The sequence below is a fragment of the Edaphobacter sp. 4G125 genome, assembly GCF_014274685.1.
Lineage (GTDB): Bacteria > Acidobacteriota > Terriglobia > Terriglobales > Acidobacteriaceae > Edaphobacter.
The window spans coordinates 3030487-3054032 of the sequence record NZ_CP060393.1; the positions used below are offsets into that span (position 1 = coordinate 3030487).

The 23546-nt window shown below is 55.0% G+C and carries 18 protein-coding genes; 4 read left to right on the top strand and 14 right to left on the bottom strand.

Annotation, left to right across the window (positions count from 1 at the left end):
* The first annotated feature begins 2 nt into the window (after window positions 1-2).
* The gene (gene mobF / locus H7846_RS12600; RefSeq protein ID WP_186692521.1) at window positions 3-2723 is read left to right on the top strand and encodes a MobF family relaxase; all 2721 of its coding nucleotides are present in this window, start codon (window positions 3-5) and stop codon (window positions 2721-2723) included.
* 99 nt (window positions 2724-2822) lie between these two features.
* On the opposite strand, the gene H7846_RS12605 is transcribed toward mobF, so the two are convergent.
* The 10 genes from H7846_RS12605 to H7846_RS12650 form a co-directional block, all read right to left on the bottom strand.
* Window positions 2823-4727, bottom strand: a complete 1905-nt coding sequence (locus H7846_RS12605; protein ID WP_186692522.1) for an ATP-binding protein — start codon at window positions 4725-4727, stop codon at window positions 2823-2825.
* Entirely contained in the window at window positions 4727-5881 is a 1155-nt protein-coding gene (locus tag H7846_RS12610; protein ID WP_186692523.1) for an SIR2 family protein, read from the bottom strand. Before H7846_RS12610 ends, H7846_RS12605 begins: the two co-directional genes overlap by 1 nt.
* 194 nt (window positions 5882-6075) lie before the next feature.
* Window positions 6076-6534, bottom strand: coding sequence for a very short patch repair endonuclease (locus H7846_RS12615; RefSeq protein WP_370561247.1), 459 nt, complete (start codon window positions 6532-6534; stop codon window positions 6076-6078).
* Window positions 6510-8075 carry an HNH endonuclease family protein gene (locus tag H7846_RS12620; RefSeq protein WP_186692525.1) on the bottom strand — a complete coding sequence of 522 codons (1566 nt, stop codon included), beginning with the start codon at window positions 8073-8075 and terminating at the stop codon, window positions 6510-6512. The genes H7846_RS12615 and H7846_RS12620 overlap by 25 nt, the downstream gene beginning before the upstream one ends.
* A 16-nt stretch (window positions 8076-8091) precedes the next feature.
* Window positions 8092-9321, bottom strand: coding sequence for a type II restriction endonuclease (locus tag H7846_RS12625; RefSeq protein WP_186692526.1), 1230 nt, complete (start codon window positions 9319-9321; stop codon window positions 8092-8094).
* Window positions 9299-10612, bottom strand: a complete 1314-nt coding sequence (dcm, locus tag H7846_RS12630; RefSeq protein WP_304487879.1) for a DNA (cytosine-5-)-methyltransferase — start codon at window positions 10610-10612, stop codon at window positions 9299-9301. The genes H7846_RS12625 and dcm overlap by 23 nt, the downstream gene beginning before the upstream one ends.
* Before the next feature lie 62 nt (window positions 10613-10674).
* Entirely contained in the window at window positions 10675-11763 is a 1089-nt protein-coding gene (locus H7846_RS12635) for a hypothetical protein (RefSeq protein WP_186692528.1), read from the bottom strand.
* A 134-nt stretch (window positions 11764-11897) separates the two neighbouring features.
* Window positions 11898-13280 (bottom strand): type II restriction endonuclease, encoded by a 1383-nt coding sequence (locus H7846_RS12640; protein WP_186692529.1) that lies wholly within the window; start codon window positions 13278-13280, stop codon window positions 11898-11900.
* Between the two features lie 242 nt (window positions 13281-13522).
* Entirely contained in the window at window positions 13523-15895 is a 2373-nt protein-coding gene (locus tag H7846_RS12645; protein WP_186692531.1) for a hypothetical protein, read from the bottom strand.
* Window positions 15896-16013: 118 nt separating this feature from the next.
* On the bottom strand, window positions 16014-17054 hold the full coding sequence (locus tag H7846_RS12650; protein ID WP_186692533.1) for a hypothetical protein: 1041 nt from the start codon (window positions 17052-17054) through the stop codon (window positions 16014-16016).
* A 264-nt stretch (window positions 17055-17318) separates the two neighbouring features.
* Between H7846_RS12650 and H7846_RS12655 the strand changes: the two genes are divergently transcribed.
* Window positions 17319-18428, top strand: coding sequence for an IS110 family RNA-guided transposase (locus H7846_RS12655; RefSeq protein WP_186692535.1), 1110 nt, complete (start codon window positions 17319-17321; stop codon window positions 18426-18428).
* A gap of 21 nt (window positions 18429-18449) precedes the next feature.
* Here the strand turns inward: H7846_RS12655 and H7846_RS12660 are convergent, their stop codons facing one another.
* Window positions 18450-19055, bottom strand: coding sequence for a hypothetical protein (locus H7846_RS12660; RefSeq protein ID WP_186692536.1), 606 nt, complete (start codon window positions 19053-19055; stop codon window positions 18450-18452).
* Window positions 19056-19545: 490 nt separating this feature from the next.
* Here H7846_RS12660 and H7846_RS12665 point away from each other — a divergent pair, with 490 nt between their 5' ends.
* Both H7846_RS12665 and H7846_RS12670 read left to right on the top strand, forming a co-directional pair.
* Window positions 19546-20481, top strand: a complete 936-nt coding sequence (locus H7846_RS12665; protein WP_186692537.1) for an ArdC family protein — start codon at window positions 19546-19548, stop codon at window positions 20479-20481.
* Window positions 20482-20498: 17 nt separating this feature from the next.
* Window positions 20499-20891: a DUF6908 domain-containing protein gene (locus H7846_RS12670; RefSeq protein ID WP_186692538.1), complete on the top strand. Its 393-nt coding sequence runs from the start codon at window positions 20499-20501 to the stop codon at window positions 20889-20891.
* Here H7846_RS12670 and H7846_RS12675 read toward each other — a convergent pair.
* The 3 genes from H7846_RS12675 to H7846_RS12685 are packed head-to-tail and all read right to left on the bottom strand — an operon-like array spanning window position 20888 to window position 23387.
* The gene (locus H7846_RS12675; protein ID WP_186692539.1) at window positions 20888-21892 is read right to left on the bottom strand and encodes a zinc-binding alcohol dehydrogenase family protein; all 1005 of its coding nucleotides are present in this window, start codon (window positions 21890-21892) and stop codon (window positions 20888-20890) included. The genes H7846_RS12670 and H7846_RS12675 overlap by 4 nt on opposite strands.
* Complete coding sequence (locus H7846_RS12680; RefSeq protein WP_186692540.1) at window positions 21889-22497, bottom strand: NADPH-dependent F420 reductase; 609 nt, start codon at window positions 22495-22497, stop codon at window positions 21889-21891. Before H7846_RS12680 ends, H7846_RS12675 begins: the two co-directional genes overlap by 4 nt.
* Complete coding sequence (locus tag H7846_RS12685) at window positions 22494-23387, bottom strand: NAD(P)H-binding protein (protein ID WP_186692541.1); 894 nt, start codon at window positions 23385-23387, stop codon at window positions 22494-22496. The genes H7846_RS12680 and H7846_RS12685 overlap by 4 nt, the downstream gene beginning before the upstream one ends.
* Between the last annotated feature and the right edge of the window lie 159 nt (window positions 23388-23546).

Consider the following 23546-nt stretch of genomic DNA (forward strand, 5'->3'; position numbering starts at 1 on the left):
CCATGCTCACCATCTCAAAACCGTTGTCGGCATCGCAGGCGCAGACCTATCACGCCAAAGAGTTCACGTCCGCCGAGCAGAATTACTGGAAGCAGGACGACCGGACGTTAGGAGAATGGCATGGCAAGCTGGCCGACGAGTTCGGCGTTGCCGGAGGCGTCAATCAGGAACACTTTGCTCGGCTGGCGGACGGCCAACACCCCATCACCGGCGAGCAGCTTGTGCGTCATCGCATCGTTCAGGAATATGAGGGGGCGGATGGGAAAGCCGTGGCACCAGTCGAGCATCGCGCCGGTTGGGACGCTACCTTTTCAGCGCCCAAGTCGGTGTCGCTTACCGCTCTGGTCGGGGGCGATGACCGTGTCCGGGACGCCCATCGGCAGGCCGTGAACGTCGCGTTGAATGGGTTGGAGCGTTACACACAAGCCCGCATCGGCGGCAACAGCCCCGCCGAAACGACCGGCGCATTCATCGCCGCCAAGTTCGAGCATGACACCGCCCGTCCTGTGGATGGCTATGCTGCGCCGCAACTCCACACCCATACCGTCATCTTTAATGTTACGGAACGGGAGAACGGGCAGACACGCGCCTTGCAGGAGCGCGGCCTGTTCGCCTCGCAGCAGTTTGCGACCGCCGTATATCAGTCGGAATTGACGTATCGCCTCCGAAATCTCGGCTATGAAATCGAGACTGGTCGCAGCGGCGCACCGGAGGTAAAAGGCTACTCACAGGAATATCTTGACGCTTCCAGTCCCCGCAGCCAGCAGATACGCGAGTATCTGGAGAAGAGCGGGTATCAGGGGCCGGAGGCTGCGCAGATCGCCGCACACTCCACCCGTGACCGCAAAGAGATTCACTCGCCCGCTGAGGTATTGGCCGCACACCGGCAAATCGCCGCGGAGTTCGGGAATCAGGCCGACAGAGTTGTGGCAGAAGCGCGTGGACGCGCCGAGAGACGCTCGCCCGACCTCAACCGGGAAGATACGCGGCAGGTCGCACGGCAGGCCGTCACCTATGCTCGTGACCGGAGCTTTGAGCGCGAAGCTGTCACGGACGAACGCGACCTCTACCGCGATGCGTTACGGCGCGGCATGAGTGAGACCACCTACGCCGAGGTTCGGGCTGGGTTCGAGGCACGCATCGCCAGCGGGGAGTTCCAGCTTGTACCGGGACAGAAGCATGACTCCGGGCGACAGTTCACGACCGCCGAGACCATCCGTGCCGAGCGGGAAATGCTTCGTAAGATGCAACAGGGACAGGGACGCGCCGAACAGATTATGTCTATCCAGGCCGCCGTCGCCCACACCGAAAAGCAGCAGGTCCTCAACGCGGGACAGAAGACCGCCGCAGAAGAAATTCTGACATCGCGCGATGTTGTGCAGGGGTTGGAGGGGAGGGCTGGCGTCGGTAAAACGACCCTTCTAAAATCGGTCCGTGAAGCCGCTGAGAAGCGCGGCTATGTCGTCGAGGGTTTTGCTCCGACATCCCGTGCCGCGAATCAGCTTCGCGATGCCGGAATCTCCGCCGACACCTTGCAAGGTTTCCTCGCGCGTGTCCGCCAACCCGCTCCAGAGCGGCACCTGTACATGGTCGATGAATCCAGTCTCGCCAGCACGAAACAGGTGCGGGACTTCCTCGCCAAGCTGGAGCCCGGTGACCGTGTATTACTTATCGGAGACACGCGTCAGCATCAGGGCGTCGAGGCCGGCAAGCCATTCGAGCAGTTGGTCAACGCCGGAATGAAGACCTCGCAAGTGGACCAGATCGTGCGCCAGAGGAATGCCCCCGAACTGCTCAAAGTAGTCGAGCATCTTTCGCGTGGTGAGATCGCCGAGGGTGTAACTCTCTTGGAACAGCAGGGCCGTGTCACCGAGATTGGCGACGCGCAGCAGCGCATCGCGGCGATTGCAAAGAGCTACGCGGCCAGCCCGGAAAACACCATCGTTGTGTCCCCTGACAACGCCTCGCGTCGGCAGATCAATCAGGCGGTGCGTTCCGAGCTGCAGGCTCTCGGCACCGTCGCTACAGAAGATCATCCGATGCGTGTGCTCGCGCCCCGTTCCGACATGACCGGCGCTGACCGGACGTGGGCCGCTCGCTATTCCGTCGGGGACGTACTTTACTATCCGCGCGGCAGCCAGGACATCGGCATCGAGAAGCAAAGCTATACCAAAGTGATTGCGACCCAACCTCAAGACAACATGCTCACCGTGCAGAAGGGCGACGGCGAAACCGTCTCCTACAATCCCGCCCGGCTCTATGGCGTAAACGTCTATCGGGAGTTGGAACGAGAGTTTGCGTTGGGCGACAGGCTTACCTTTACGGCTCCGTCCAAAGAACTCGGCGTCGCCAATCGTGACCTTGGCACCGTGCAGCAAATTGACAAAGACCAGCTCACTGTGAAGATGGACAACGGAAAATCAGTGAGCTTCGACCCAAATCAGATGAGGCACTACGATCACGGTTACGCCGTCACAAGCCATAACTCCCAAGGGCTCACAGCAGAGCGGGTCATAGTGAATCTCGATAGCAACATTAACGCCGACCTGATAAATCAACGGTTCGCATACGTCGCCGTGTCACGCGGCTCGCACGACGCGCACATCTTCACCGATAACGCCACGTCCCTCATCGGAAAGCTGTCACATGACTTGGCGAAATCCTCCGCGCTCCAAGTGGGACAACAATTCGGAACGGATCAGGGCACGGGCTTTCAGATGTAGAGCGCTTTCCTTCCACTTCAGCTATCAACCAAGCGCGATGTGCCCCAGCTCCGAGGCAATCTCGGCAACATCGGGACCGTCCAACGCCCTTCAAATTTCCTAAGTCGTTTCCGGCGACGACACTGGGCCAGGTTCCCACTGATCAATCAAGGTCATCGTTTTGTTTTTGGGCTCGTACTTTTCGACGATTGCTCCGATATCAACTACGACCGGAACGCTTGCGATCAGTCCCGCAAAGACACACGTCCCGGTTGGCAGGATGGGAAGCGATTCGAACGATACCTTATCAAGATATGAGACCGTTCTCTCGACCGCTTTGATGTCCTGATTGTTAATCAACCTGTGCAGAAAGTAGTTGTGGAGTTGAGAAATGATGGTCGCTGAGATGTCGGAAGGCCGTTGGCTCGCAATAGTTAAGAATGTGCCGAACTTGCGTCCCTCCTTAATGATTTCCTCGAACACCTCCAGGCGATAGTCCTTCCACTGCTCGCTTTCCCGCTCCGACGATTCCGACAGGATGTTATGCGCCTCATCCACAATAAGGTTGAGATAGCATCGAGGATCATTTTCATTCTTCTTGTCGTCATAGAGCTGCTTGCAAATGAGTAGCGGCAGAACTTTACGAATCTGAACATTTACATCCTTGAGAGAGATGACTCTCAGATTTTTTGCCGCCGCTTCGACCGGAGTTTCTTCCTGCAGGCAAATTACGCGCTTCAAATCATCGATTCTACGATCCATCCTTTTCAGCAAGGGCGCGAGATGCTCTCGATTTGAGAAACCCTTCACAATCTCGTCGTAGTAGCGAAGGACAATGCGTAGTCGTACCTGGTCAATCGGTGTGAGGGCATCAATATCTAACGCGAGCGCATTGACCTTGTCGTACACAACCTCGATCTTGAACGGATCTTGGTTGCTGTAGCAGGAAAAGTTTCCATCATCGTAGTAGTAGTTCCGGGTTGTTCCGTTGAACTGCAAATTATCACGATAATCTAGAATCAGTGTCCTCAGGCTTTCATTGTTGGGAAAGCACTCTGTGAGTTCTTCCAAGAAGTTTAGAATCGTGCCTTTTTCGAGATTGCGATCATTCGCGATAGTCGCAGCATAGATCGTGTCGGCGATATAGCTGCGGAGAAGGGCCGCATCCTGCACCTTTTTCTGCAAGAACTTGCTTTCGACAGAGCGGGTCAGAAACGGTGCTTGCGTTTTCTCCGTAGCTTCCAGAAAAACTACCCAAAACTTAGCATCGTCGATGGTCTCCCGAGGCACCGGCAGTCTGTCGCCATCATCATCGCGTGTGGAGAGCTTGAAGACATGCTTGTGTTCCTTTTCCACGATCACGTTATCGTCCTCACTGACATACTCGCCGTTGAAGTCGATTAGCAGGAACCGCGCGCGTTTCTGGAAGTTCGGTGAATCTTTGTATCGAGCAAACAGTTCGCGATAAATCTTTGCAAGCGTATATGACTTGCCACTGCCGGTATTGCCGAAGATGCCGATGTGACTGGCAAATAGTCCATTGATTCCAACCTGAATGTCCTGACCCCGTTCAAATGCCAAGCGGCCTAACGTGATTGGTTGGTCTCCGGGTGTGATGAAGTTATGGACTTGGCTGAACTCTTCAACATGCAGAAGGAAACATTCGTTGTCGATCAGTGGCATCTCCTTGATGCCGCGAACGAACTTGTTGCTCTTAAAGAATCCGAGCAAGCTCACGTTGAGGGTGCGGCTCACTCGCTCGCGCTCGCTGCCGTACTCCGACTTCACGAAGACCTTGTCTTCTTGGACGAACTCTCCCTCGACCTTTCCGATAATCGTCGTGAACCCTTTAACGATCTTGATATAGCCGCCCACCGAGATGTTTCGTAGCAACTCTCCCTTGTATAGCAAGTGAGAGGTGTTCTTCGTCTTGTCAACCTTGACCCGGACAAGCCTCCCATCGACGGAGATAACCTTGCCGATACGAAAGATGGAATCTTCGAGCGTGGGGTTCGTCTCGATCATCACGAATCCTTCGCGGGTGTAGCCGGCAAGTTGCTCGTCTCGTCCGGGAACATCCGTTGGAAAATCACACGATTGATGGTCACAAGGTCATAATTCTCATCGTCACCATTTGGGCCCGCGTTGGGTGCAATGATGTTGATGTTCGCGTTCTTGATGTCCGTTCCAAGTTGGGAACGAATCGCGGCGGCAGACTCCGTGCTGTGAGCGAAGACGTACACCAGCAGCGTCGGATTGGAATTGGCCGCCCGCAATGTGATTTCGCGGATGTGCTCATCTGCAAATGAAAAACCCATCACGAACAATACGGAGTTGTCCTTCTCAAGTTCATTCGAGAAGATACGCAATAGTTCGTAATAGGTTTGATTGAGCAGCGTGTGCTTGAACTTTTCCTTCGATGGATTCACGACCAGAAGATCTTCGTAGGCCGTGATGAACGCTTCCATCTGTTTTGTGACCTTGAGACTCTTAGCTGCAGTCGCCAGATCGTCGAACTTGGCATCATCGGCCACCTTGACCAAACTTCCATCGGGGATCTGAATCGCGGCGGTCGTTCCTACCTTATCCAGCGTTGCGGAAAAGGTCATGGTGCGGTCGTCTTCTAAGTGCCATGTCACTGAACCGTGCAACTTGATCAGATTGAAGACAGGAATCTCAGAGACATTATCAAAGTGGAGGCTTCGTTTCGACCGTGACTTATTGAAATTGCTCAGGCTAAATCGGGGCCTGAAACGACCATTGAATCCGTCGTTAAACTCAAGCCCGATTTCTTCGAGGCTACGCTCCAAAAAGATATCTACGTTCGTGGTAAACAGATTGATCTCCTTACCCAACAGCGAGCTCTTGCGACGTTGCAGGATCGTGTTGAGAGTGCGGAGAAGGCCACTATATGCGGCTTGAACTGGTTCCGCTGCCGCATCTTTATCCAGAATCGACCTGTTGCGAAGCATCACCTGGTCAAAGTAGAGCTTATACAGCGAACAGCGTACTACTTGTGCTTCTGCGGCTGGCAAAGATGACTTATCGACTTCTGTGAGGAGTGTTTCGATATTGCCCAACGTGCGGATATAGGGCATTGAGAGGCCGGAACCCAGCAGAAAGTTCAGATTGCAGTCTTGAATGACATCTTTGAGCCGTTCCAGTTGAGTTTCGGTCATCGTTTAAACCTCTAAGTTCACTTCATACTTCATTCTCGAGCCTTTCCAGTTAAGTTCGCCAAGCACCGCCACACGTCTTCGGCATCTCCATGACACCACCTCAATTGGCACGGCATGGGGAGAACGGCCTGCGATACTACCTTTTGCACTGCATCCTGTGCTTACTGACAGAGTACAATTCTTGCGCCCGCTGATCAGCCGACAATTGAAGATGGTGTCGAAGCAGCCGAGAGGTGGGAACGTAGGAAGGATTTCAATTCGCCCTCTGATCGCGTTTCACATTCCCAGACAACGATGACCCGCCATCCTGCAGCTTCCAATGCTGCGCGATTTCTAACATCACGGGCTATGGTTCCGCCTCTCTTTTCTTTCCAGAAATCAGCGCGAGTCTTTGGTATGACATTGCCCCAACGGCAGTCGTGACAATGCCAGAAGCACCCATGTACGAAAATTACCGTGCGGTACTTCGTAAGCACGATATCAGGCCGACCCGGAAGATCTTTGCGATGCAGCCTATATCGAAATCCCATTGAATGAAGCAGAGAGCGCACGCGCATCTCAGGCTTCGTATCCTTCCCACGTATGGCGGCCATGTTGCGGCTGCGCTGTTCGGAATTGTGTACGTCCGTCAATTTTTTACAGACTGGTTGCAATAGTGATGAGCCAACTGGCCATTGTCCTCTGTTCCGACACCGCCCTCGCGTACACGCTTTTTATGGTCGTAAGAAACAGACTTGGTGGGGTCGAGATAGCCGCCGCAGATGCTGCAGCGAAGCGCGGAAGCCAAGGCGTCACGCAGATATATGGCACTTTTCGTCTCCGTTGCGAAGCGGGACGATTGTTGTCTTTCGACGCCGAGGATGATTTTCCCTTCGACACCCGCCTTGGAAACGATGTCTTCCTCCGTGGGTGTCACGCCTTTGCTGTATGAGTCAATCAAGTACATGAAGAGGTCCGCGATAACGTCATATCGCTTGGCACTTCGCGTGTTTTGTATGACGGCAGCAATCAATCGCTTGTGCTCAATCAGAGCCTCTTCCACCGGCTTACGGACCTTGCTGAATTTTTGGAAGAATGCCGTGTCATGGTTCAGTAGCTTGCGGGCAAGCAAGGTGGACATTCCCATGAACAGAGCGCCCACATGTGTTCCAGAAGGGCCGTAGAAATACACGGCCGGATGCAGGCCGAGGCTACCATTGTCATTTCCGGTGATACGGCCTGCGAGGCGTAGAGTACGGTCCAGCACAAAGATCGTGCCATCGCCGTTTTCGTCCTCTGTCTCATCCTCTACCTTTACCGGATCGCCCTGCTGGTCACGGCTGGCAACCATCACGAAGTCCACCAGCAGGCGTAACGCTGTGCGCACGCCGGCCCCACCACCGAGGGGCAGGTCGAGAGTTTTAATGGGGGAGTCCACTTCCGGCTCAAACAACCATTGATACAACTGGCTTGACTTTTCTTCGATGAGCTTCTGCTTTTCCTTGGGGAAGCTGGACCAGTATTTATGCCCCATCCCTGCGCGAATGATGGAGCGCGCGGCGATTGCAGCCGGCCGTTTCCGGTTGCGGATCAGCAGCATTTCGATGTCATCCAGGGGCGTACCCTGCGTGTTGATCTTTAGAAATGAGGCCTGCGCGGTTTCAGCGTTGCCATTGACCCACTGAATAGGAATTGAACGCGTCAGGACGTTTGCCGTTCTCTCTTTCTCTTCCTTCGGGAGGTCTGGAATCTGACCCTTTGCGATCCATTGCTGATAGGTGCCAACTTCACGCTCTACAAGCTGGCGTGTTTCCTTCGCGGCCTTCTTCTGGTTGTCGTTGATATTGAAGCCAAAGAAGGTTTGAGAAATAGCACGATCGCCGTAGTCGTCTTCGATCCATGCACGCAGGACGCTGAGACGGTGGCCACCGTCAATGACAAAGATAGAACCGCTGGAGCGCCACAGAATGACAGATGGGATCAAATCGCCATCGACAAAAGACTTGATAAGCAGAGTAATTTGCGCCGGGTTCCAGTGGTTCGTCTCCCGTTGAAAATCAGGCTTACGCAGCAGGGGCAAAATTCCGTCAGGTTTGAAATCACGTGTGCCGATATTTGCGATCGTTTCAGCGGCCGGCACGTTGCCGCCCTCCACCAGAGCGAAGTCCGCGCGAGGAATCATCGCGTCGAGATTTACGAGTTTTCGGCCAGCCATCTTCGCTCCTGAAGTTTTACCGTGTAGTGCTGGCAGCTTCGCGTTGCTTCACCATAGCTGTGAAATTGGCCAGCGTCATCAGCTCACGTTGCTGTGGCGCTGTAAACGTACCATGCAGTCCACGAGGTAGTACGAGCTGCAACTTATATTCTTTCATCTGGTCCGTCTGCGCAACGCTGATCGCCGCTTCCAGTGTCAGTAGATGCTTATGGTCAATGCGCTTTGCTTCTGCGAGGACCTGACGCCAGCGATCCTTGCAGGTCGTCTTTGCGCCGAGCATAGTCAGCAGTGTGGCCTCAAAGCTGAGGTCCGCATATTCCTTGCCGCCGGGGAACAGGAAGTCAGGCTTTTGCTTCGCTTCGGTCAGAGCGCCGCGCTGATACCTAATTCTGTTTGCATCGAAGATGACCTGCAAATGGTTTTCGAGAGCACGGCCTGAACGACTCTTGCGTCGATTCTGAACCGCGAGCGAGAACGCAAGAAATCCGTCCACATCATCGGCAAAGCCCTTCTGCAGGCGGTCGCCGAGGATATGCTTCTCCATCGTGCGGAACAGAATCTCCTCTCGTTCCATCCAGCCCAGCAGTGCGCCATCCGGATCAGCCATAGGGTCGAGGTCTGGCAGTGTCTCTCGCGCGTACGCAGAGAAGGCAGCCGTGGGCGGAAGCTGTCCGTTGAAACGAGCCAGCATGGCATCCAGATAGTTCTCCGCCGCGGCCGGTGCGTCCGCGTCAATGCCAAGCTGTTCCAGGATAAAGGCGGATGCGAATTGAATCCGGTCCTGTTCGGTTTCGAGCTCCTCTCGAACGGAGAAACCTTTGTGTTGTACAGCCACACCGAACAGCCACTGTACCTGACTGGCGATAGTAGAACCGCCCTGCGCAATGATGATGAGCACCGAATCGTCCGGACGGCGGGCGACTACCAGGAGATCGCCTTCGGCAGCCACAATCGAGACGGGATTCGTCGGGAAGTAAAAGCGATGCTCCGTGCGTGGACGGCGATCCACGCGGGCGTCGTACCAAGTCAGCGTGCAACGAGCAACAATCGGTTCATCGTCACTGTCGCTCAGATAGACCCAGAGTGCGTCGAAATAACGCTTGACCTCTGTCCTGCCAAGAACCCGAATGAGGCCTTTATCCCCGTTAAACTCATGCTGGTGGCTGCGAACGAGATCCGCTTCCACCGCACTCAGGCGCTTGATCGCTACTCCGCTGAAAAATTCAGATAGGTAACCGGCTCTCATAGGCTCCTGTTGCAGGCCCGAATAATGGAAGTTCGAGCACTCCTGTATCTTCGTACCGCTGCAGCATTGCTATATGAGGAGCCATGATGCGCGCAACCTCCGCGATCACAGGAACCACCACACTGTTTCCGAACTGCTTGTAGGCCTGCGTGTCGGAGACAGGAATCTTGAATTTCTGGTTGGGAGTGTCAAAGCCCATAAGACGGGCACACTCGCGTGGTGTCAGACGGCGCGGCGTCTTCTTCCTTCCACGATCAATCAGAATCTCGGAGCCGTCCTTGTAATAGCGCGCACTCAGGGTTCGCGCCACCATGTCCGGCGTGACCAGTCCGAACCCGAATCCATTTCCTGCTGCCTTATGTTTTGCAGCATAGTTCTGTAGGTAGACCCAGAGCTTCTCCGTCAGGACATACTTTGGCTGCACCTTACCTTTGGGGGTAAGGAAGCGTTCTTCAATCTCTTCACTATCGTCCTCAGGGTGAAGGATCGTGCCGAGTGTCGGTCCCACATCCGGATGCTTGAAATCATCAAAGCTAAATCCGGTCGCTTCACGGAAACCCACAATCAGGATGCGTTCCCGATGCTGCGGCACAAAGTAGCGGCCATCGAGCACTTTGGCGCGGACGTGATATCCGAGTTCCTTTTCAAGCGTTTCCTTGATCACTCGGAACGTGTTGCCGCCATCGTGGCTAACGAGGTTTTTCACGTTCTCAAGCAAAAAAGCCTTCGGACGTTTCGTCTGGATAATGCGGGCGACATCAAAGAACAGCGTTCCCTGAGTTGTGCATTCAAACCCGTGAGGTCTGCCCAACGCATTTTTCTTGCTGACCCCTGCGATAGAAAAGGGCTGGCACGGGAAGCCTGCCAGCAGAACATCGTGATCCGGAATCTCCTCCGCGTCATAGGGAACGATGTCGCCGACGATCTCGTGTGCATCCTCCGCGAAGTTTGTACGATAGGTCTCCTGAGACCACTCGTTCCATTCACTCGTAAAGATGCAGCGTCCCCCAGCACTCTCAAAGCCCTTCCTCATCCCCCCGATCCCGGCGAAGAGATCGATGAAGGTGAAGTCTGCATCGGCAGGGTCTGCTGTCGTTCGGACGGGCAGCATTTCGCGCAGTGCAGCCTGCACGTAAGCCGGGCATTCCGTTTTGCGGCTCTCCCATCGGCTGATGGTTTTGGAGGCCACCTTCAGATGCTCTGAAATTTGCCGCTGTGTGTAGCGCTGGCGAACCTGAGCTAAAAGCTCGAGGGTCTGGCCAGTATCGGTCGAATGGGTTTCGCTGGGCATGTCAGAGGACATTGTGTCCCAAATGTGTCCCAATGTCCAGAAAAATCGAAGAAGAGGCGAAACTACTTGGCTTCGAGCCTCAGGTTTCTGATCTCGGTATCTGTCACGTGATCCTGCAGTTCGCCATTGAGGGCAGCCGCGAAGCGTTCGGAGATGTTCGTGTCATTCAGCAGACCGATGCGATACAGGCTCGATGCCGCGAAGCTGACGTACTGCATATCGCCCTGACCCGTCAGAGTAGTCTTTCCCGGCGAGGTCTTCGCCTTTTGGTGATAGAGCGCGTCCAGATCGTCGAAGCTAAAGTGCTTCCCGCAGAACAAGACACGGCTTCGAGCCTTCATGTCATTGAAGAGATAGGTCACGGTCTGGGTATCGTTCCAGTACGGCTTGAGCATGATGGAGTGAAAGCAGCGGAACCCAACCGACGCCAGATCCCGCAGCACGCCGCAGCTTCCGCAGTTGATTCCAAACTTTAATCTCCAGGGCTCCTTTCCGAAGGGATACTTGTGCTTCACCTCGATCACGCCATAAACCCGTCTGCGCTCATCCCAATACACGCGATCAATGTCCCATATCCCGCGGTCGAAATAAGGTTGCACCGCGAAGTTTTTGAACAATCTGGGGAGCACCACCGCATCCCCCAGACGATTCCCGTAAGCTCCCACGAGCTGGCCCCAGAAGCCCTGTTGCTGTCGCATCTCATTACGGACCGCAGATTCCACCTTTGTGAAGCCACTGGAACGTAGTTTTTGGGTCAGTGCTCCGTAGGAAGCGGTGAGTTCTATACCCGGTCGATAAGCTCCGGGGTGGGTGACCAAGTCGCGCGCTGTTGAATCGTAGCGAACCAGCTTCACACCGAATTGCCGCGAGAGCTGTTCCAAATAAGGATGCAGCAGTTCCGGGGCCGTCCCCTGATCCAGCACCAGCACGGTGCGTTTGTTGCTGCCGCTCCGCGCGCCGACGACCGAAACCACACGTAACGGCGTTAGAGAGCAGTCAGATGTGAGTGCGCCTTCGAGTACCTGATCCGCAGTGTTCTCGGCAACAAGGCCTTCCAGGATCTGGTGCTTGTCATAGAACAACACGAGCTGCTGCGTGTCCGAATCGCGGAGATTAAGTGTCGTCAGATCGCCGAACGGAGTACTCAGCATAATCACAGTATGGCATCTTCATATAGGCCATCCTGACATGCCATCCGTTAAGGAATCGGCAACTGCATAAGCAGGGACACTACGATCATGCCAACATGCCCGAGGATGCTATCTGCTTGATCCTGCCATCTATCTCACCCGACGGTCGCTTGCCATTTGGACATGCGCCGGGTACGAACTTCATGTTCAAAGAATGTCTTAAAGTCGATGACATTGGCATGATCTTCATATTCGGTAATCTTCGATGACTTCAGGCTTTCTGGCACGACAAGCGTGATGCCCATGGATGCCATCTCTTCAATAGCATTCCCGGCGACGTTCTCGTCCACCGTAGCGAGAAAGAGATCGCAGTTGATCATCTCGCTCTGAACCTGTTTCCATCGCTCTCTCAGAGTAGTTTTCGCGCTCAGAATCAGAACGTCCTCTTTCGCCCGTTCCTTATTCCGGAATAGAGTCAACGACGGCAGGATGAAGTCCGGCCGCTTTAGGGCAGTGAGAACCACCTGTTTCTTGAAGGGTACCCGTCCGTCGATCAGAAGCTGTTCAATATGACTCTCAAATGAAGAGCCGGCCCGCGATTTTCTCTGCTGGCTGGCCGACAGCAGGATCGCGTCGATCCTTTGATATTGACTCACAAGCGATGTGATTACTTTCTCTACCGACGCCGAGGTGGGGTCATCTCCGACGATCAGGTTCACGAGTTCGAGCGACCTCGCCTTTAGCTGGAAGTTTTTGAACAGTGCCCACTCAATCCCGCGACTGATTTCGCGAACAGCATCTCCCGGTCTGTCCAGCTTGAAGGGATTCAAATCTGGAATGCCATGTTTCCCCAGAAAACTTTCCCGCGCCATCATGGCGAGGACCGCTGGGTCGGGCAACACAGCGTGTGCAGCGGCGAAGCTGACGAGCTCACCATCCCGGAACGCTTTCAGTACCAGTTCGAGAAACGTGAGCTGCCGCTCTTGGATGGCTGCGTCTCTTTGAGCTGGCTGGATGATCTCAGAAAAGAAGAAAGCGGGATCAATCGACAGCCGTTCGGAGAGTATGTCGACATCGTCTGAGATTGAGTCTATGGTGAGGCACCTGTAGAAGGGCTCACCATCTGCTGGCTCGATCCTGCCCATGACCAGAAATGAAGCCGGCGCAAGTGATGCGAATGCTTCTTTAGGGACGCGCGTGAGATGAGTCTCCGGCCCCTTGCTGGTGTAATGAACGAGTCGCGTCTTTCGCCTCTCCGGGCGGACTTGAGGCCATTCGGTAAAGAAGAATACTTCCCGAATCTCCGCTTCGCCTTCCTCCCGGATCTTCGCAGAAAGAGGTGGGAAAAAGCCTGAGTCTCTTTCTTTCGGCGGTACATATGGGCCAGCCTGATTCGTAATGCGTGCTTCCCAGCTCCATCCGCGATCATTTGTCGAGAGCTTTTTGACGAAGACCGATGCGGCTTCATCGAGTAGGGCTTCTAGAAGCTTAGAAGTCGGCTCTGCGGCAACCACCGTTTGATCAGCTCTTTCCCTCATGTGCAAATTGTATTTGCAGGAACGCTCGATCTATATCGACTACATATGAGCCACGGCCACGTAAACAAAACCGGCTTCGGCAACAAAAGCTACATGGCAAGAAGGGCAAGAGGGCGGCAGCTGGGAGCCTGTGTCAAATAGATTCCGGCAACGGCAAGGCTTTTAACCAAAACGCCCTGGCGCCATCTTCCTCCATCTCACGGACGCGCTCCATGTCCCCTCACGAATAGAGCTTCGGAGCGTCAGCGTGCGTGCTCCTCTTCCTCAATGACAGAAAAGACCTTGTTTAAAGCGCTATGTAACTCTTTGGTCACTCGGGCAACTCGGGTCGCCACCTCCGTGTCCGCGATCCCATCGAGCGAACGAGCAGCTACGTATAGACGCATCAGGAGAGCCGGATCGCCGTCGGCAATTGCCTCCCGGATATGTTCGTCCATCGCATCACCATAACGAAGCATGTTGACGTGCATTCCATAGGTAATAGCCTCGACTATGCCGCGGGCGGGGCATGGCACTGAGCCGTAGCCTGGCAGAGCATGTTCATAGACCGAACTTGCATGCTCGAAGGATGGGCGACCCACATCTCGCAATGTAGCTCGGAATTTGCCAACTCGCATGAAAATCGAGGGCGCTATCAGAACTGGACCCGGCTCTTGGTTGATGGCGATGCCCGCATAAGAAAGGTGAGAGAGAATTTGCCACGGGTGGATGTCTGTCAACAGCCGGAGAGGGCCTTCATCTTCGGGCCACTCCAATTCCTGCTCAGTGCCATCCTCAAACTTCAGCCGCAGGGCATCGCCGTCATATATAAGCTCGACAAGATGGCCTCCAGGCGCTTGCATCAGGAAGTTGCCACTATCTTTTAGTTCTTCGTGGGGCTCCAGTTCCATGAGTCGCCCAGCGATCTCAAAGAAAAGAGCTGCATCGCGTAGCGCAAGATCAATCAAAACGGAAGCTGCAACCCGATCCCCTAGCGCCAAGCTTCGTGTCCATCGCAATAACGCATTTGTTGCCGCTTCCTCACCCTCCATCTCCACCCTCTTCAAAAGCATCGGCATCAGAACAGGAACGCAGGCGGCACTGAGTAATTCAGGAACGGTCGGGACAATGACTACGGAAGACAACAGTGGGATTCGTTTGATATGGCCTTGCGCCAAAAGTCGATTGAATACTTCTGACGTCAAATGGGCCTGTGCTCCTTCAAGGGAGATTACGCCGATTCCCATCCCAATGGCGGTGAGATGGACGCTCTGCTGACGTGCTGGAGAATCTTGAAAGTAGCAGTTGGCAAGGGCGAGATAGTCCGCACGCAGCTCAGATGAGGTGGCGGTGCGATCCCATAGCGCCCTCAGAAATGTTGTCGGAAGTACGGGAGGGACGCGGCGCACCATTCCTTCTGGCATTTCCTCTTTATCGTCTTCCAGGGACATCATCAGGCGAAGGATGTGCGGTTGCCGCATAGAGAGCTCAAATTGTTCAGGATTAGGTAAAAGCGTCCTCTCTCCTTCACGAAGATTCGTCTGTGCAACCTCCAATTCGTCGTCGGTCAACTCTCGCATCATGACTGCTTTCGCGTGCCGCCCAAGCTTCGACAACGTCATCCGGCCGGGAACGCTGCGTACTCTATCCCAATCTCCATCCGTTAGCGCATAAAGTATGGAGAATTTGTCTCCGGCACTGCCGAGTAACTGGCTCGCCTGCTTCATTAGCTCGGCAGAGTCAGATGGAAACAAGGAATCGAGAATCAGGAGAAGGCGGGGGCGGTCATCTCCCGTCGTTCCCATGCCCAGACGAAGCCAGTCATACACTTGATCGCGCGGAATACTGGTGCCTAGTGAGTCGGTAAGAGCTCGCGAAATTTCTTCGAGCAGATCTGATGCTTCCATGCAATCGATATAGAGCGGCGCGAGGCTGAACTCTTCAGCCCGACAGCACAGTTCCGCAATGACGTTAGTCTTTCCTGAGAGAGGAGGTCCAACGAGAGCTAGGGCTTTCTCACCCGCTATAGAGAAGCCACCTCCGAGAATCGCGGTAGCCCGTCGCGGCAAGCTAAAGTCTGAGCTCAGCGGTTTCGTGAAATCGCTCCGTTGTGCTTTTAGGTCTTCTAACAGTCGTTTGGTTTCTGCGCGGAGAGCGGCGGCCCACGTCTCAGGACTTCCTCCGATGATGCTCCGAATTGCTTCTTCTCGTGCAGAGGAAGCCAATTGGGACCCACGTTGCAGGACTTGCGCTAACACTTTCTCGTCAATGGATGTGCCATCGAGCTTCTTACCATCGAAAGTCGCATAGAGTTCAGTCGATGCACCATTTGTAACCGCGAGCAGAGGTATCATGGGCCGATGCAGTCGGGCATAGCTTAATCCTTGCTCGACATCTTCGTCCGTTAGAGCAATCTCTGGGCCCTTCAGTTCCAGCAGTACGGTAGGTTTTTCAGCTACAGACAGGATTACATCTCCGCGTCCACGTTGTAGTGTCTTTCTCGCATCTATCTCAAATGTGTTATGACCGAGCTTGAGTGTAAACACTCGTTGGGTTTCTACTTGGGTGCGGAGGGGCGTTGGAAACAGCGACAAAAGCGCAGTAGCCAAATGGCTCTCAAACGTTGCTTCGTTCATTAAACTCTCCGGAGTAGAAACTGATCTGTCCTCTTGTCCTTCACTCAGTACTCCATAGCTAACTGGCTAATGTCCATAATGATTACTCTTAATTCAAACGACGCTGTCGGTTAACTCACTAAAGTGAATCCAATGGTGGTGGCCACTTTTGCTCCAGCAATAGCTCGGGCCAGACGAGAAGAACTCCAAGCGAAGAACAAAGCTCGATCCAGGAGCCGTCACGCGGTTTTCGTTCGACAATCAGAACGGGACATGCCTTGAGCTCGCGCATGGTGTGGGCGTACCTAAGAACTTGCCCAAGTCCCAATCGCATTTGTTTCTCTTCATTTTGGTTCGTCAGCGACTTCACTTCGGCGACGTAGTGCCTTTCGGTCGCTTGCCACGCGATGTCGAAGTTCGGCTCGTCCGCCGAGGGCGAACGAGGTACATGGCCCTGCTTGGTGAGAAAATCGGCAAATAGATTCTGTGTTTTTGCGTGCCCTCGGACACCTCTCTCCACTAGCGCAGGATCAACAGAGAATGCGTCGCGTTCAGCGACGGATGCAGCTTCATCAGCGCGTCGGTAATTGTCTTTGATGGGCCTTTCGGTAACGCTCTCTTGCGGATGCGGAACGGTGTTCGCAGCAAAGTCCATGCCGAGGAGATTCACAAGTGCGTGAGGGAATTTGAATAAATATCCTTGCAGCGGCCTCATTGGCCTATTCGATACCTCGAATGGGAAGTAAAGTGGGGAACCGTATCGAGTCTGCAGGTCATCAATTATCACCTTGATCGCACCCTTTTTCGCTCTAATCATCTCCAGATCGACAGGATGATTTAGGCGATTGAACGCCTCAAGCCCGTGATACCAGCCCGGACGAGTGTGTGGCTCTATACCGGCTGAACGCGCCGAAGTTCCGCGAGCGGCCCACAGCACTTCGTCACCCCAGTGCTCACCGACAACCTTTGATTGCGCCACAATCTGTTGAACATTGCCGTCATAGTGGAAAACAACATCTCCCGGTCGGAGGTGCTTGATGAGCGAATAACTCCAATGCTCCTGTCCGTTTTCGCCAGCTTGCGGAGCTTTGAGGTTGCTACCGATATCCGGCCGGCGTGTGACTTCGAGCCAGAAACGTTCTTTATCCTCAGACTTCCACCAACTATGAATTCCCGCCATTATGCCTTCCTCTATTTGTAGTGCGGTCTGTCTGGCAATCTCCACTTCATCATAGGCAAACCGGAGGAAGTATCCTCCTTGGCTGCGTCCGCCTCGCGTCTCCTCCGCCACCTACCTCAGCGGCCTGTTCCTGCCGCAACGCGACCCTGCAAGTCATGCGTGCTGACGCACGCAGATAAGGAAAACAAGCCTCGCTAAGTCTGTATGTCTCTGCTCGAGTCGAAGCCCGGCTTCGGTTCTCCTGTAGAGAGGAGGACTTGAGACATGCAGGCAGTCAGATCATTCGTTGGGATGGACGTCCACAAGGAGACCATTTCGATTAGCGTGGCCGAAGATGGACGGAACGGCCCGGTGCGGTTTATCGGCGTCATACCCAACCAGCCGGATGACATCGCGAAGATGGCCAAGCGGCTTGCGAAGCACGGCGAGCTCGATTTCTGTTACGAAGCCGGCGGTTGCGGCTACAACATCTATCGCCAACTCACTGCGTTGGGCCACAGTTGCACGGTCGCGGCGACCTCGATGATTCCGCGCAAGCCGGGTGAGAGGATCAAGACGGATCGGCGGGACTCGCAGAAGCTGGCGATCCTGCACCGATCTGGTGACCTAACGCAGGTGTGGGTGCCGGACGCGACACATGAGGCGTTGCGTGATCTCGTTCGTGCGCGTGTGGATGCATCCATGCATCTGATGCGCTGTCGTCAGCAGTTACTCGCGTTCCTGCTCCGCCACGGGCGATCTTATCCAACCGGCAAGCACTGGACGCAGCGCCACCGTTCCTGGCTAGCTGGACAGACCTTTCAAGTGGAAGTTCATCGCATCGTGTTCCAGGATTATGTCGAAGCAGTGTGGACTGCACAGGAGAGAAGAGACGCGCTGATCGAACGGATCGGTGCGATGACGGCAAGCTGGTCGCTTGGCCCATTGGTCGAAGCACTGCGCGGCTTGCGAGGGATCGACCTACTCTCATCTGCCACGTTCTTGGCTACGACCGGCGACCTGAGCCGCTTCGAGTCGCCACGGATGCTGATGGGCTACCTCGGCCTCGTTCCGTCCGAACACTCCAGCGGTGGCAGCATCCGTCGCGGAGGTATTACGAAGACCGGCAACCGCGAAGCACGGAGGATGCTGATCGAAGCGGCATGGAGCTATCGCTATCCAGCCCGTGTCGCTAAGGAGAAGGCCGAGATCCTCGTCCGCTTGCCGAAGAACGTTAGGGATATCGCGTGGAAGGCACAGACCAGGCTTTGCGCTCGCTATCGAACGATGATTGCGCGCGGTAAGAAGCCTACGGTCGTCGTGGCGGCACTTGCACGCGAACTCGCGGGCTTTATCTGGGCTATCGGTCAGGAGATGCGATTGTCTGGAGCATAGGTATCTCTATCGAGTCCTTTGCTATTGCGCTTTTCGGCAGGCAGATACCACTTGCCTTTTCCAGTCCTTCCCATCTTTCACCGGATTGTCTCCGCTGATGGGTGTCATCCACTCGGCCAAGGCTGATGGACGACGAGCAACACCAACCAGATACACCGGGTGGTCCGGTGTGCTGCTCTTATCTAAAAAGACGACGATCGAGTACCGTGGCCAGCTTTTATCTGAGTACACGGGTTTTCGAGGTCCACCGTCGGGGAACTGTGAGGTGCCTAGCGCAACCAGCTTCAACTGCTCCGGCTGACTTGTCAGATCGCTTGTCACGTATGTGCGGAGATTGCCGAGTTCAGGATCGTGAACTTCCTGGCCGGTGACCGCAGCTGTGCAGGTCAGCTCTAGTTCCGACTCAGATGGTGGAACCCGTTTCAGACGAGGCAGACCACTGCCTGATCGGATAGCTCGGATATTCCGTTCGACCGCATCTTCCGAAGCGGGTTGACGCACCACGGAGCTACTGGAGACTCCTTGAACAGACATTGTCTGCGCTGGAACGGTCTGCTCAACAAGAAGAGCAGAGACAGCCAACGCGAACAGAAGCTTGAGCATGACAACACGATAGCAAACGCCCACGCTTTACCGCTTTACCTATGGTGTGGGGAACCGGGTAGCCGGTCATGGTGATCCTCGTGAGCCCCTTGGGCCGGTGTACCTTCCGACGCCCGCGCTAAGTCCGAGGCAAGCCTGCGACGACACACGTTCGTGCGGTATCCAACCCGCGTATGGAAGTTTGAGCGACTGTCGCTGAACGCTGCCCGGTTCCCGACCCCATAGGAACTCGAAGAAACAAAAACAACTGCTGCCTTAATAAGGCAAAAAAACGCAGTGCAAATATTCCTGCGCTTGACACAGAACTAGAGACATGGAGGGGCTCGGCCCCACGCGCTCTGCAAGGCCGTTCGCCCTCTGGATTTTGGCTCCCCCGCAAGCGGTCCCCCCAAAAAGCTGCGCTCGAAGACCTTTCCGTTTGCTACCCCCGCCTTCGCCAGGAGGCGTTCGGCATGTACATGCCGCGTTTCAACGCGGACGTGCAAAAGCAAAAGCCGACCAAGGAGTAAAGGCCATGAAGAAAGCCAAGACTACGAACCGACCGAGTATCTATCAGACCGTCACTGACCGCATCGTTCACAGCCTCAAGGCTGGCGTGATTCCGTGGGAGAAACCTTGGAAGACGCCACGCTTCGCCGGTAGCCCGTCCCCGCGGAATTTCTTTACCGGCAAGCCCTATCGGGGCATCAATGTCATGCTGCTTTGGTCGAGCAACTTCAGCAGTCCGTTTTGGCTGACCTACAAACAGGCGCACGAGTTGAAAGGCCATGTCCGCAAAGGCGAAGTGGGAACGCCCATCGTCTTTTACAAGCAACTGCCTCCAGACAAGAAGACTGAAGAGAACAAGGACGAGGACGAACGCGCCCCCTTTCTCCTCTGTCGTTACACCGTGTTCAACGTCGAGCAGTGCGACGACCTCACCCTGCCGGAGATCGAGCAGCCAACCCCCACTCCGGAAGTAGACGAAAACGAAGTCTGCGAAGGCATCGTGACCGCATGGGAGAACCGCCCTGCCTTGCATCTGGCAAGCCCCACAGAACACCGCGCCTACTACCGCCCCGGCATGGACTCTGTGCATATGCCAGCCCGGAGCCGCTTTGTGGATGCGCCCCACTACTACAGCACCCTCTTTCACGAACTGGTACACAGCACCGGCCACAGCAGCCGCCTCAATCGCACCTTTGGCGACCGCTTCGGGGATGAACTGTACAGCAAGGAAGAGCTAGTTGCCGAGATAGGGGCAGCCTTCCTCTGTGCCATCGCTGGCATTGCCAACGAATACACCGATCGCAACACCACCGCCTACATACAGAACTGGATCTCGAAGCTGGAAGAAGACAACCGCCTTGTCATCCACGCCGCCGCCAACGCACAACGCGCCGCCGATTGCATCCTTGGCAAGACCTTCGAGCTGACCATGCAAGCCACAGCAGAGACCGAGAACGACTAGCTTTTGGAGGTGGCCGCATGAAGACCATCCTCGACATCCTTGTGAAGGTTGGAGAGTGCCACCCCGGCCTCTGCCTCAAGATCGAAAACACACCGTATATGGAGTTTGTCATTGAGGCAATGGACAAGTCCGGCCCGTGTGGGCTTCCGGCACTCTCCGTATGCCGCTATAGCGAAGTCAACGGTGACCTGATGCGCGACCCCGAAATGTGCTTTGAGCTTAGCTTCGCCGGAGAACGGCATCTGACCGCCTACTACTACCGCAACGACTTCCTTGGCAGGGACGGCGAACCTGCTGCCCTTTTCTACCCCCAATCAGAAGCAGAAAGGCACCTAACCGGCATAGCGATGAGTCTTCAAAGGAGGCCACGGCACCGTTTGCCGCTTGCCGGCTATGCTTGGTTCAGTTAAACGGTTGCGGTTGCGATGACGACCTTACCAATATTCCGCCCCGCTTCAAGGAGTTCGTGGGCGGCTTTCATCGTCTCGGGAGTAAGTCCTATGAGCCGGGTTGTTGCGATCGGTTTGATTCGTCCTTCTGAAACAAGCGCAGCCACAGCTTCGAGAATGCGTCCTTGACTCTCAACGTCGTACCCGTGGAGCACCTTGCTGAAGACCATTTCCGTGTGGAGCGATGCGGACTTCAACATAAGAGTGTTCGCATTGAGTGATGGAGACATATCAACGACCGAGAGATATCCAAAGGGGCGAAGCAACTTCGCTATCCACGAGAGGTTGTCTGCGGTCTTAGCGGTCGAAAGAATCATGTCAACCTGCTCAATGTGTTCTGCCGACAGTTGTTCTTGGATGTCATTGCTGTGGTCGATCACAAGATCAGCGCCCATCTCATGGCACCACTCGCGGGATTCCGGGCGCGACGCGGTGCTTATAACGAGCGCGCTGGTCTCCGCTTTCAGGAGCTGCGTAGCGATGGAACCTACTCCACCCGCGCCTCCCACGATCAACACCCGTTCGACCCCCACTGGCAGATCGCTTTGCTCACGGAACATAGCCTCCCAAGCAGTAAGCGCACCTATCGGAAGAGAGGCCGCGTCAACGAACGGAAGGTTGTCGGGAATCTTGGCAATGATGCGATGGTCCACCGCCACACGTTCAGCCCAGGCACCGTCGCGCGTCATATCGCCAGTGCCGAAGACTCTGTCACCAACTTTGAAACCTCGAACATCTGAGCGGGCAGCGACAACCACGCCAGCAAATTCCCAACCTAGAAGGACACGACCGCCCGGCTCCGCGCTGCGTGTCCTGCGGATGAATGCTTCGCCCGGATTGATGCCGACTGCATGTACATCGACTAGGACATCCTCCTCGCGGAGAGTTGGTTCTGAGACTTCTTCCAGCTTGATAGCGAAGTCTTCGAGGCTATGTGCTTTCTCGTAAACGAGTGCCTTCATAAAGAGAACCTTTCGAGAAATTCGAGCCGGATACCCGCCAGCGGTCCACCGAGTTGCTGAAGCCTTCCTCCAACGGCTAGTGAGCCCAGATCGACCGGCTCAAAGCCGATTTCGTCGATGAGGTTGTGAACCGGTTTCTTAGCTTCGGGATCATCCCCGGAAATAAAGAGAACTGTGCGTGGCTTGGATGGGGAGAAATCGGAAATCCAAGCCATCGGCACGGAATTGAATGCCTTTACGACACTTGCACCGGGCGCAAGGTCCGCAATGATTTCGCTGGAGGTGCGTCCTGAAATGTCACCTAGGGTTAGCGGAGTAAAGCCAGCGAGCCGATTGGTTGTATCAACGAGAATGCGCCCTTTCCAGTCGGGGATGGAAAATAGCGCCTGCTGCACCTTTGGCCAGTTTGCGGCCAGAACGACAATGTCCTGTTCAGTAGCCTGCTGTGGTGTCCCTGCTTCTGCACCAGATCCAAGCTCTTTCACAAGCGAGGCCAATGAGTCAGGACCTCGAGTGTTACTCAACAACACCCGATGACCCACGGCGAGTATGTGCTTCGCAATAGTCTGAGCAACAACGCCCGCGCCGATAAAGCCTATCTTCACGACACACTCTCCTGGCTCTTGACCGCATCCGCGACTGAACGCAAATATTCGGCGGGAGTCGTAGGCTTGTGGCCGATGAGCCTTTCGAGGTCGCCGGTTACTTCTTCCCACTCACCCTGATTCATGCCTTGAACCCACTTCAAGATGAACGGGCCAACGAAATCAGGAAAGCCCAACGCTGCCATTGATTTCATGTATTCCTCATCCGAGATCGTGATGTAGGGCACATCCTTGCCGTGGATATCCGAGAGGATATGGGCAATCTCGGCCCACGAAACTGATGGTGCCCCCGATAGGTAGTAGGTTTTGCCTTCGTGACCGAGCTCGGCCAGAATCGTCGCATGGGCGGCTGCCAGATCATCACGGGTCGCCGATGTGAACTTGCCGTCGCCTGGCGGTACCCGAACACCTGTCTCCACGGCGTTCGGCCCGGCGTACATCATTGCGGGCTCCATGAATGGCGGGTGCTGTACGAGCGTATAAGCCAGCCCTGACGACCGCAGTTTCTCGATTGAGAAGATGTCTTCCTCGGTAATTTCCTTCATGGTGAAGGTCGAACCGGCTTTGCGATAGATCGGCATGTAGACGAGGTGTCGCACGCCAGTCTCCGCCGCCACATCGATCACATTGGCGTGCGCCGTCTTGCGGTCGGTAAAGGCGTGAGTCGAAGTCAGCATGAGCTTCTCAACACCTTGGAAAGCCCGTGAAAGCGAATCGCGGTTGTAGTAATCGCCCTGCCGAATTTCGATACCATTGGCCGCCAAATCCGACGCCTTTGACGGATCGCGGGCGAAACCGACCAGTTGCTCAGCGGGCCTAAGTTTCAGCAAGTGGAGGAGTGTCTTTCTACCGATGTCTCCGCTTGCTCCCGTTACAAGAATCTTTCCCATGCGCGATACTCCTTCGGCCTTCAGGCCGCATTTATGAATCTTACGGTACAGATGTGTTGAAGAGCTATTGGGATGCAGATTGTTTCCCGGACAGCCAGCAACAAGCCTTGCATTACGGTTATGAATTCGGATGGAACGAAAACTTTCTGCGACCAATGC

Bases quoted from the DNA above. Each gene is read 5' to 3' on its own strand.
- mobF (WP_186692521.1), top strand. From the start codon at position 3: ATGCTCACCATCTCAAAACCGTTGTCGGCATCGCAGGCGCAGACCTAT.
- H7846_RS12605 (WP_186692522.1), bottom strand. From the start codon at position 4,727: ATGATCGAGACGAACCCCACGCTCGAAGATTCCATCTTTCGTATCGGC.
- H7846_RS12610 (WP_186692523.1), bottom strand. From the start codon at position 5,881: ATGACCGAAACTCAACTGGAACGGCTCAAAGATGTCATTCAAGACTGC.
- H7846_RS12620 (WP_186692525.1), bottom strand. From the start codon at position 8,075: ATGGCTGGCCGAAAACTCGTAAATCTCGACGCGATGATTCCTCGCGCG.
- H7846_RS12625 (WP_186692526.1), bottom strand. From the start codon at position 9,321: ATGAGAGCCGGTTACCTATCTGAATTTTTCAGCGGAGTAGCGATCAAG.
- dcm (WP_304487879.1), bottom strand. From the start codon at position 10,612: ATGCCCAGCGAAACCCATTCGACCGATACTGGCCAGACCCTCGAGCTT.
- H7846_RS12635 (WP_186692528.1), bottom strand. From the start codon at position 11,763: ATGCTGAGTACTCCGTTCGGCGATCTGACGACACTTAATCTCCGCGAT.
- H7846_RS12640 (WP_186692529.1), bottom strand. From the start codon at position 13,280: ATGAGGGAAAGAGCTGATCAAACGGTGGTTGCCGCAGAGCCGACTTCT.
- H7846_RS12645 (WP_186692531.1), bottom strand. From the start codon at position 15,895: ATGAACGAAGCAACGTTTGAGAGCCATTTGGCTACTGCGCTTTTGTCG.
- H7846_RS12650 (WP_186692533.1), bottom strand. From the start codon at position 17,054: ATGGCGGGAATTCATAGTTGGTGGAAGTCTGAGGATAAAGAACGTTTC.
- H7846_RS12655 (WP_186692535.1), top strand. From the start codon at position 17,319: ATGCAGGCAGTCAGATCATTCGTTGGGATGGACGTCCACAAGGAGACC.
- H7846_RS12665 (WP_186692537.1), top strand. From the start codon at position 19,546: ATGAAGAAAGCCAAGACTACGAACCGACCGAGTATCTATCAGACCGTC.
- H7846_RS12670 (WP_186692538.1), top strand. From the start codon at position 20,499: ATGAAGACCATCCTCGACATCCTTGTGAAGGTTGGAGAGTGCCACCCC.
- H7846_RS12675 (WP_186692539.1), bottom strand. From the start codon at position 21,892: ATGAAGGCACTCGTTTACGAGAAAGCACATAGCCTCGAAGACTTCGCT.
- H7846_RS12685 (WP_186692541.1), bottom strand. From the start codon at position 23,387: ATGGGAAAGATTCTTGTAACGGGAGCAAGCGGAGACATCGGTAGAAAG.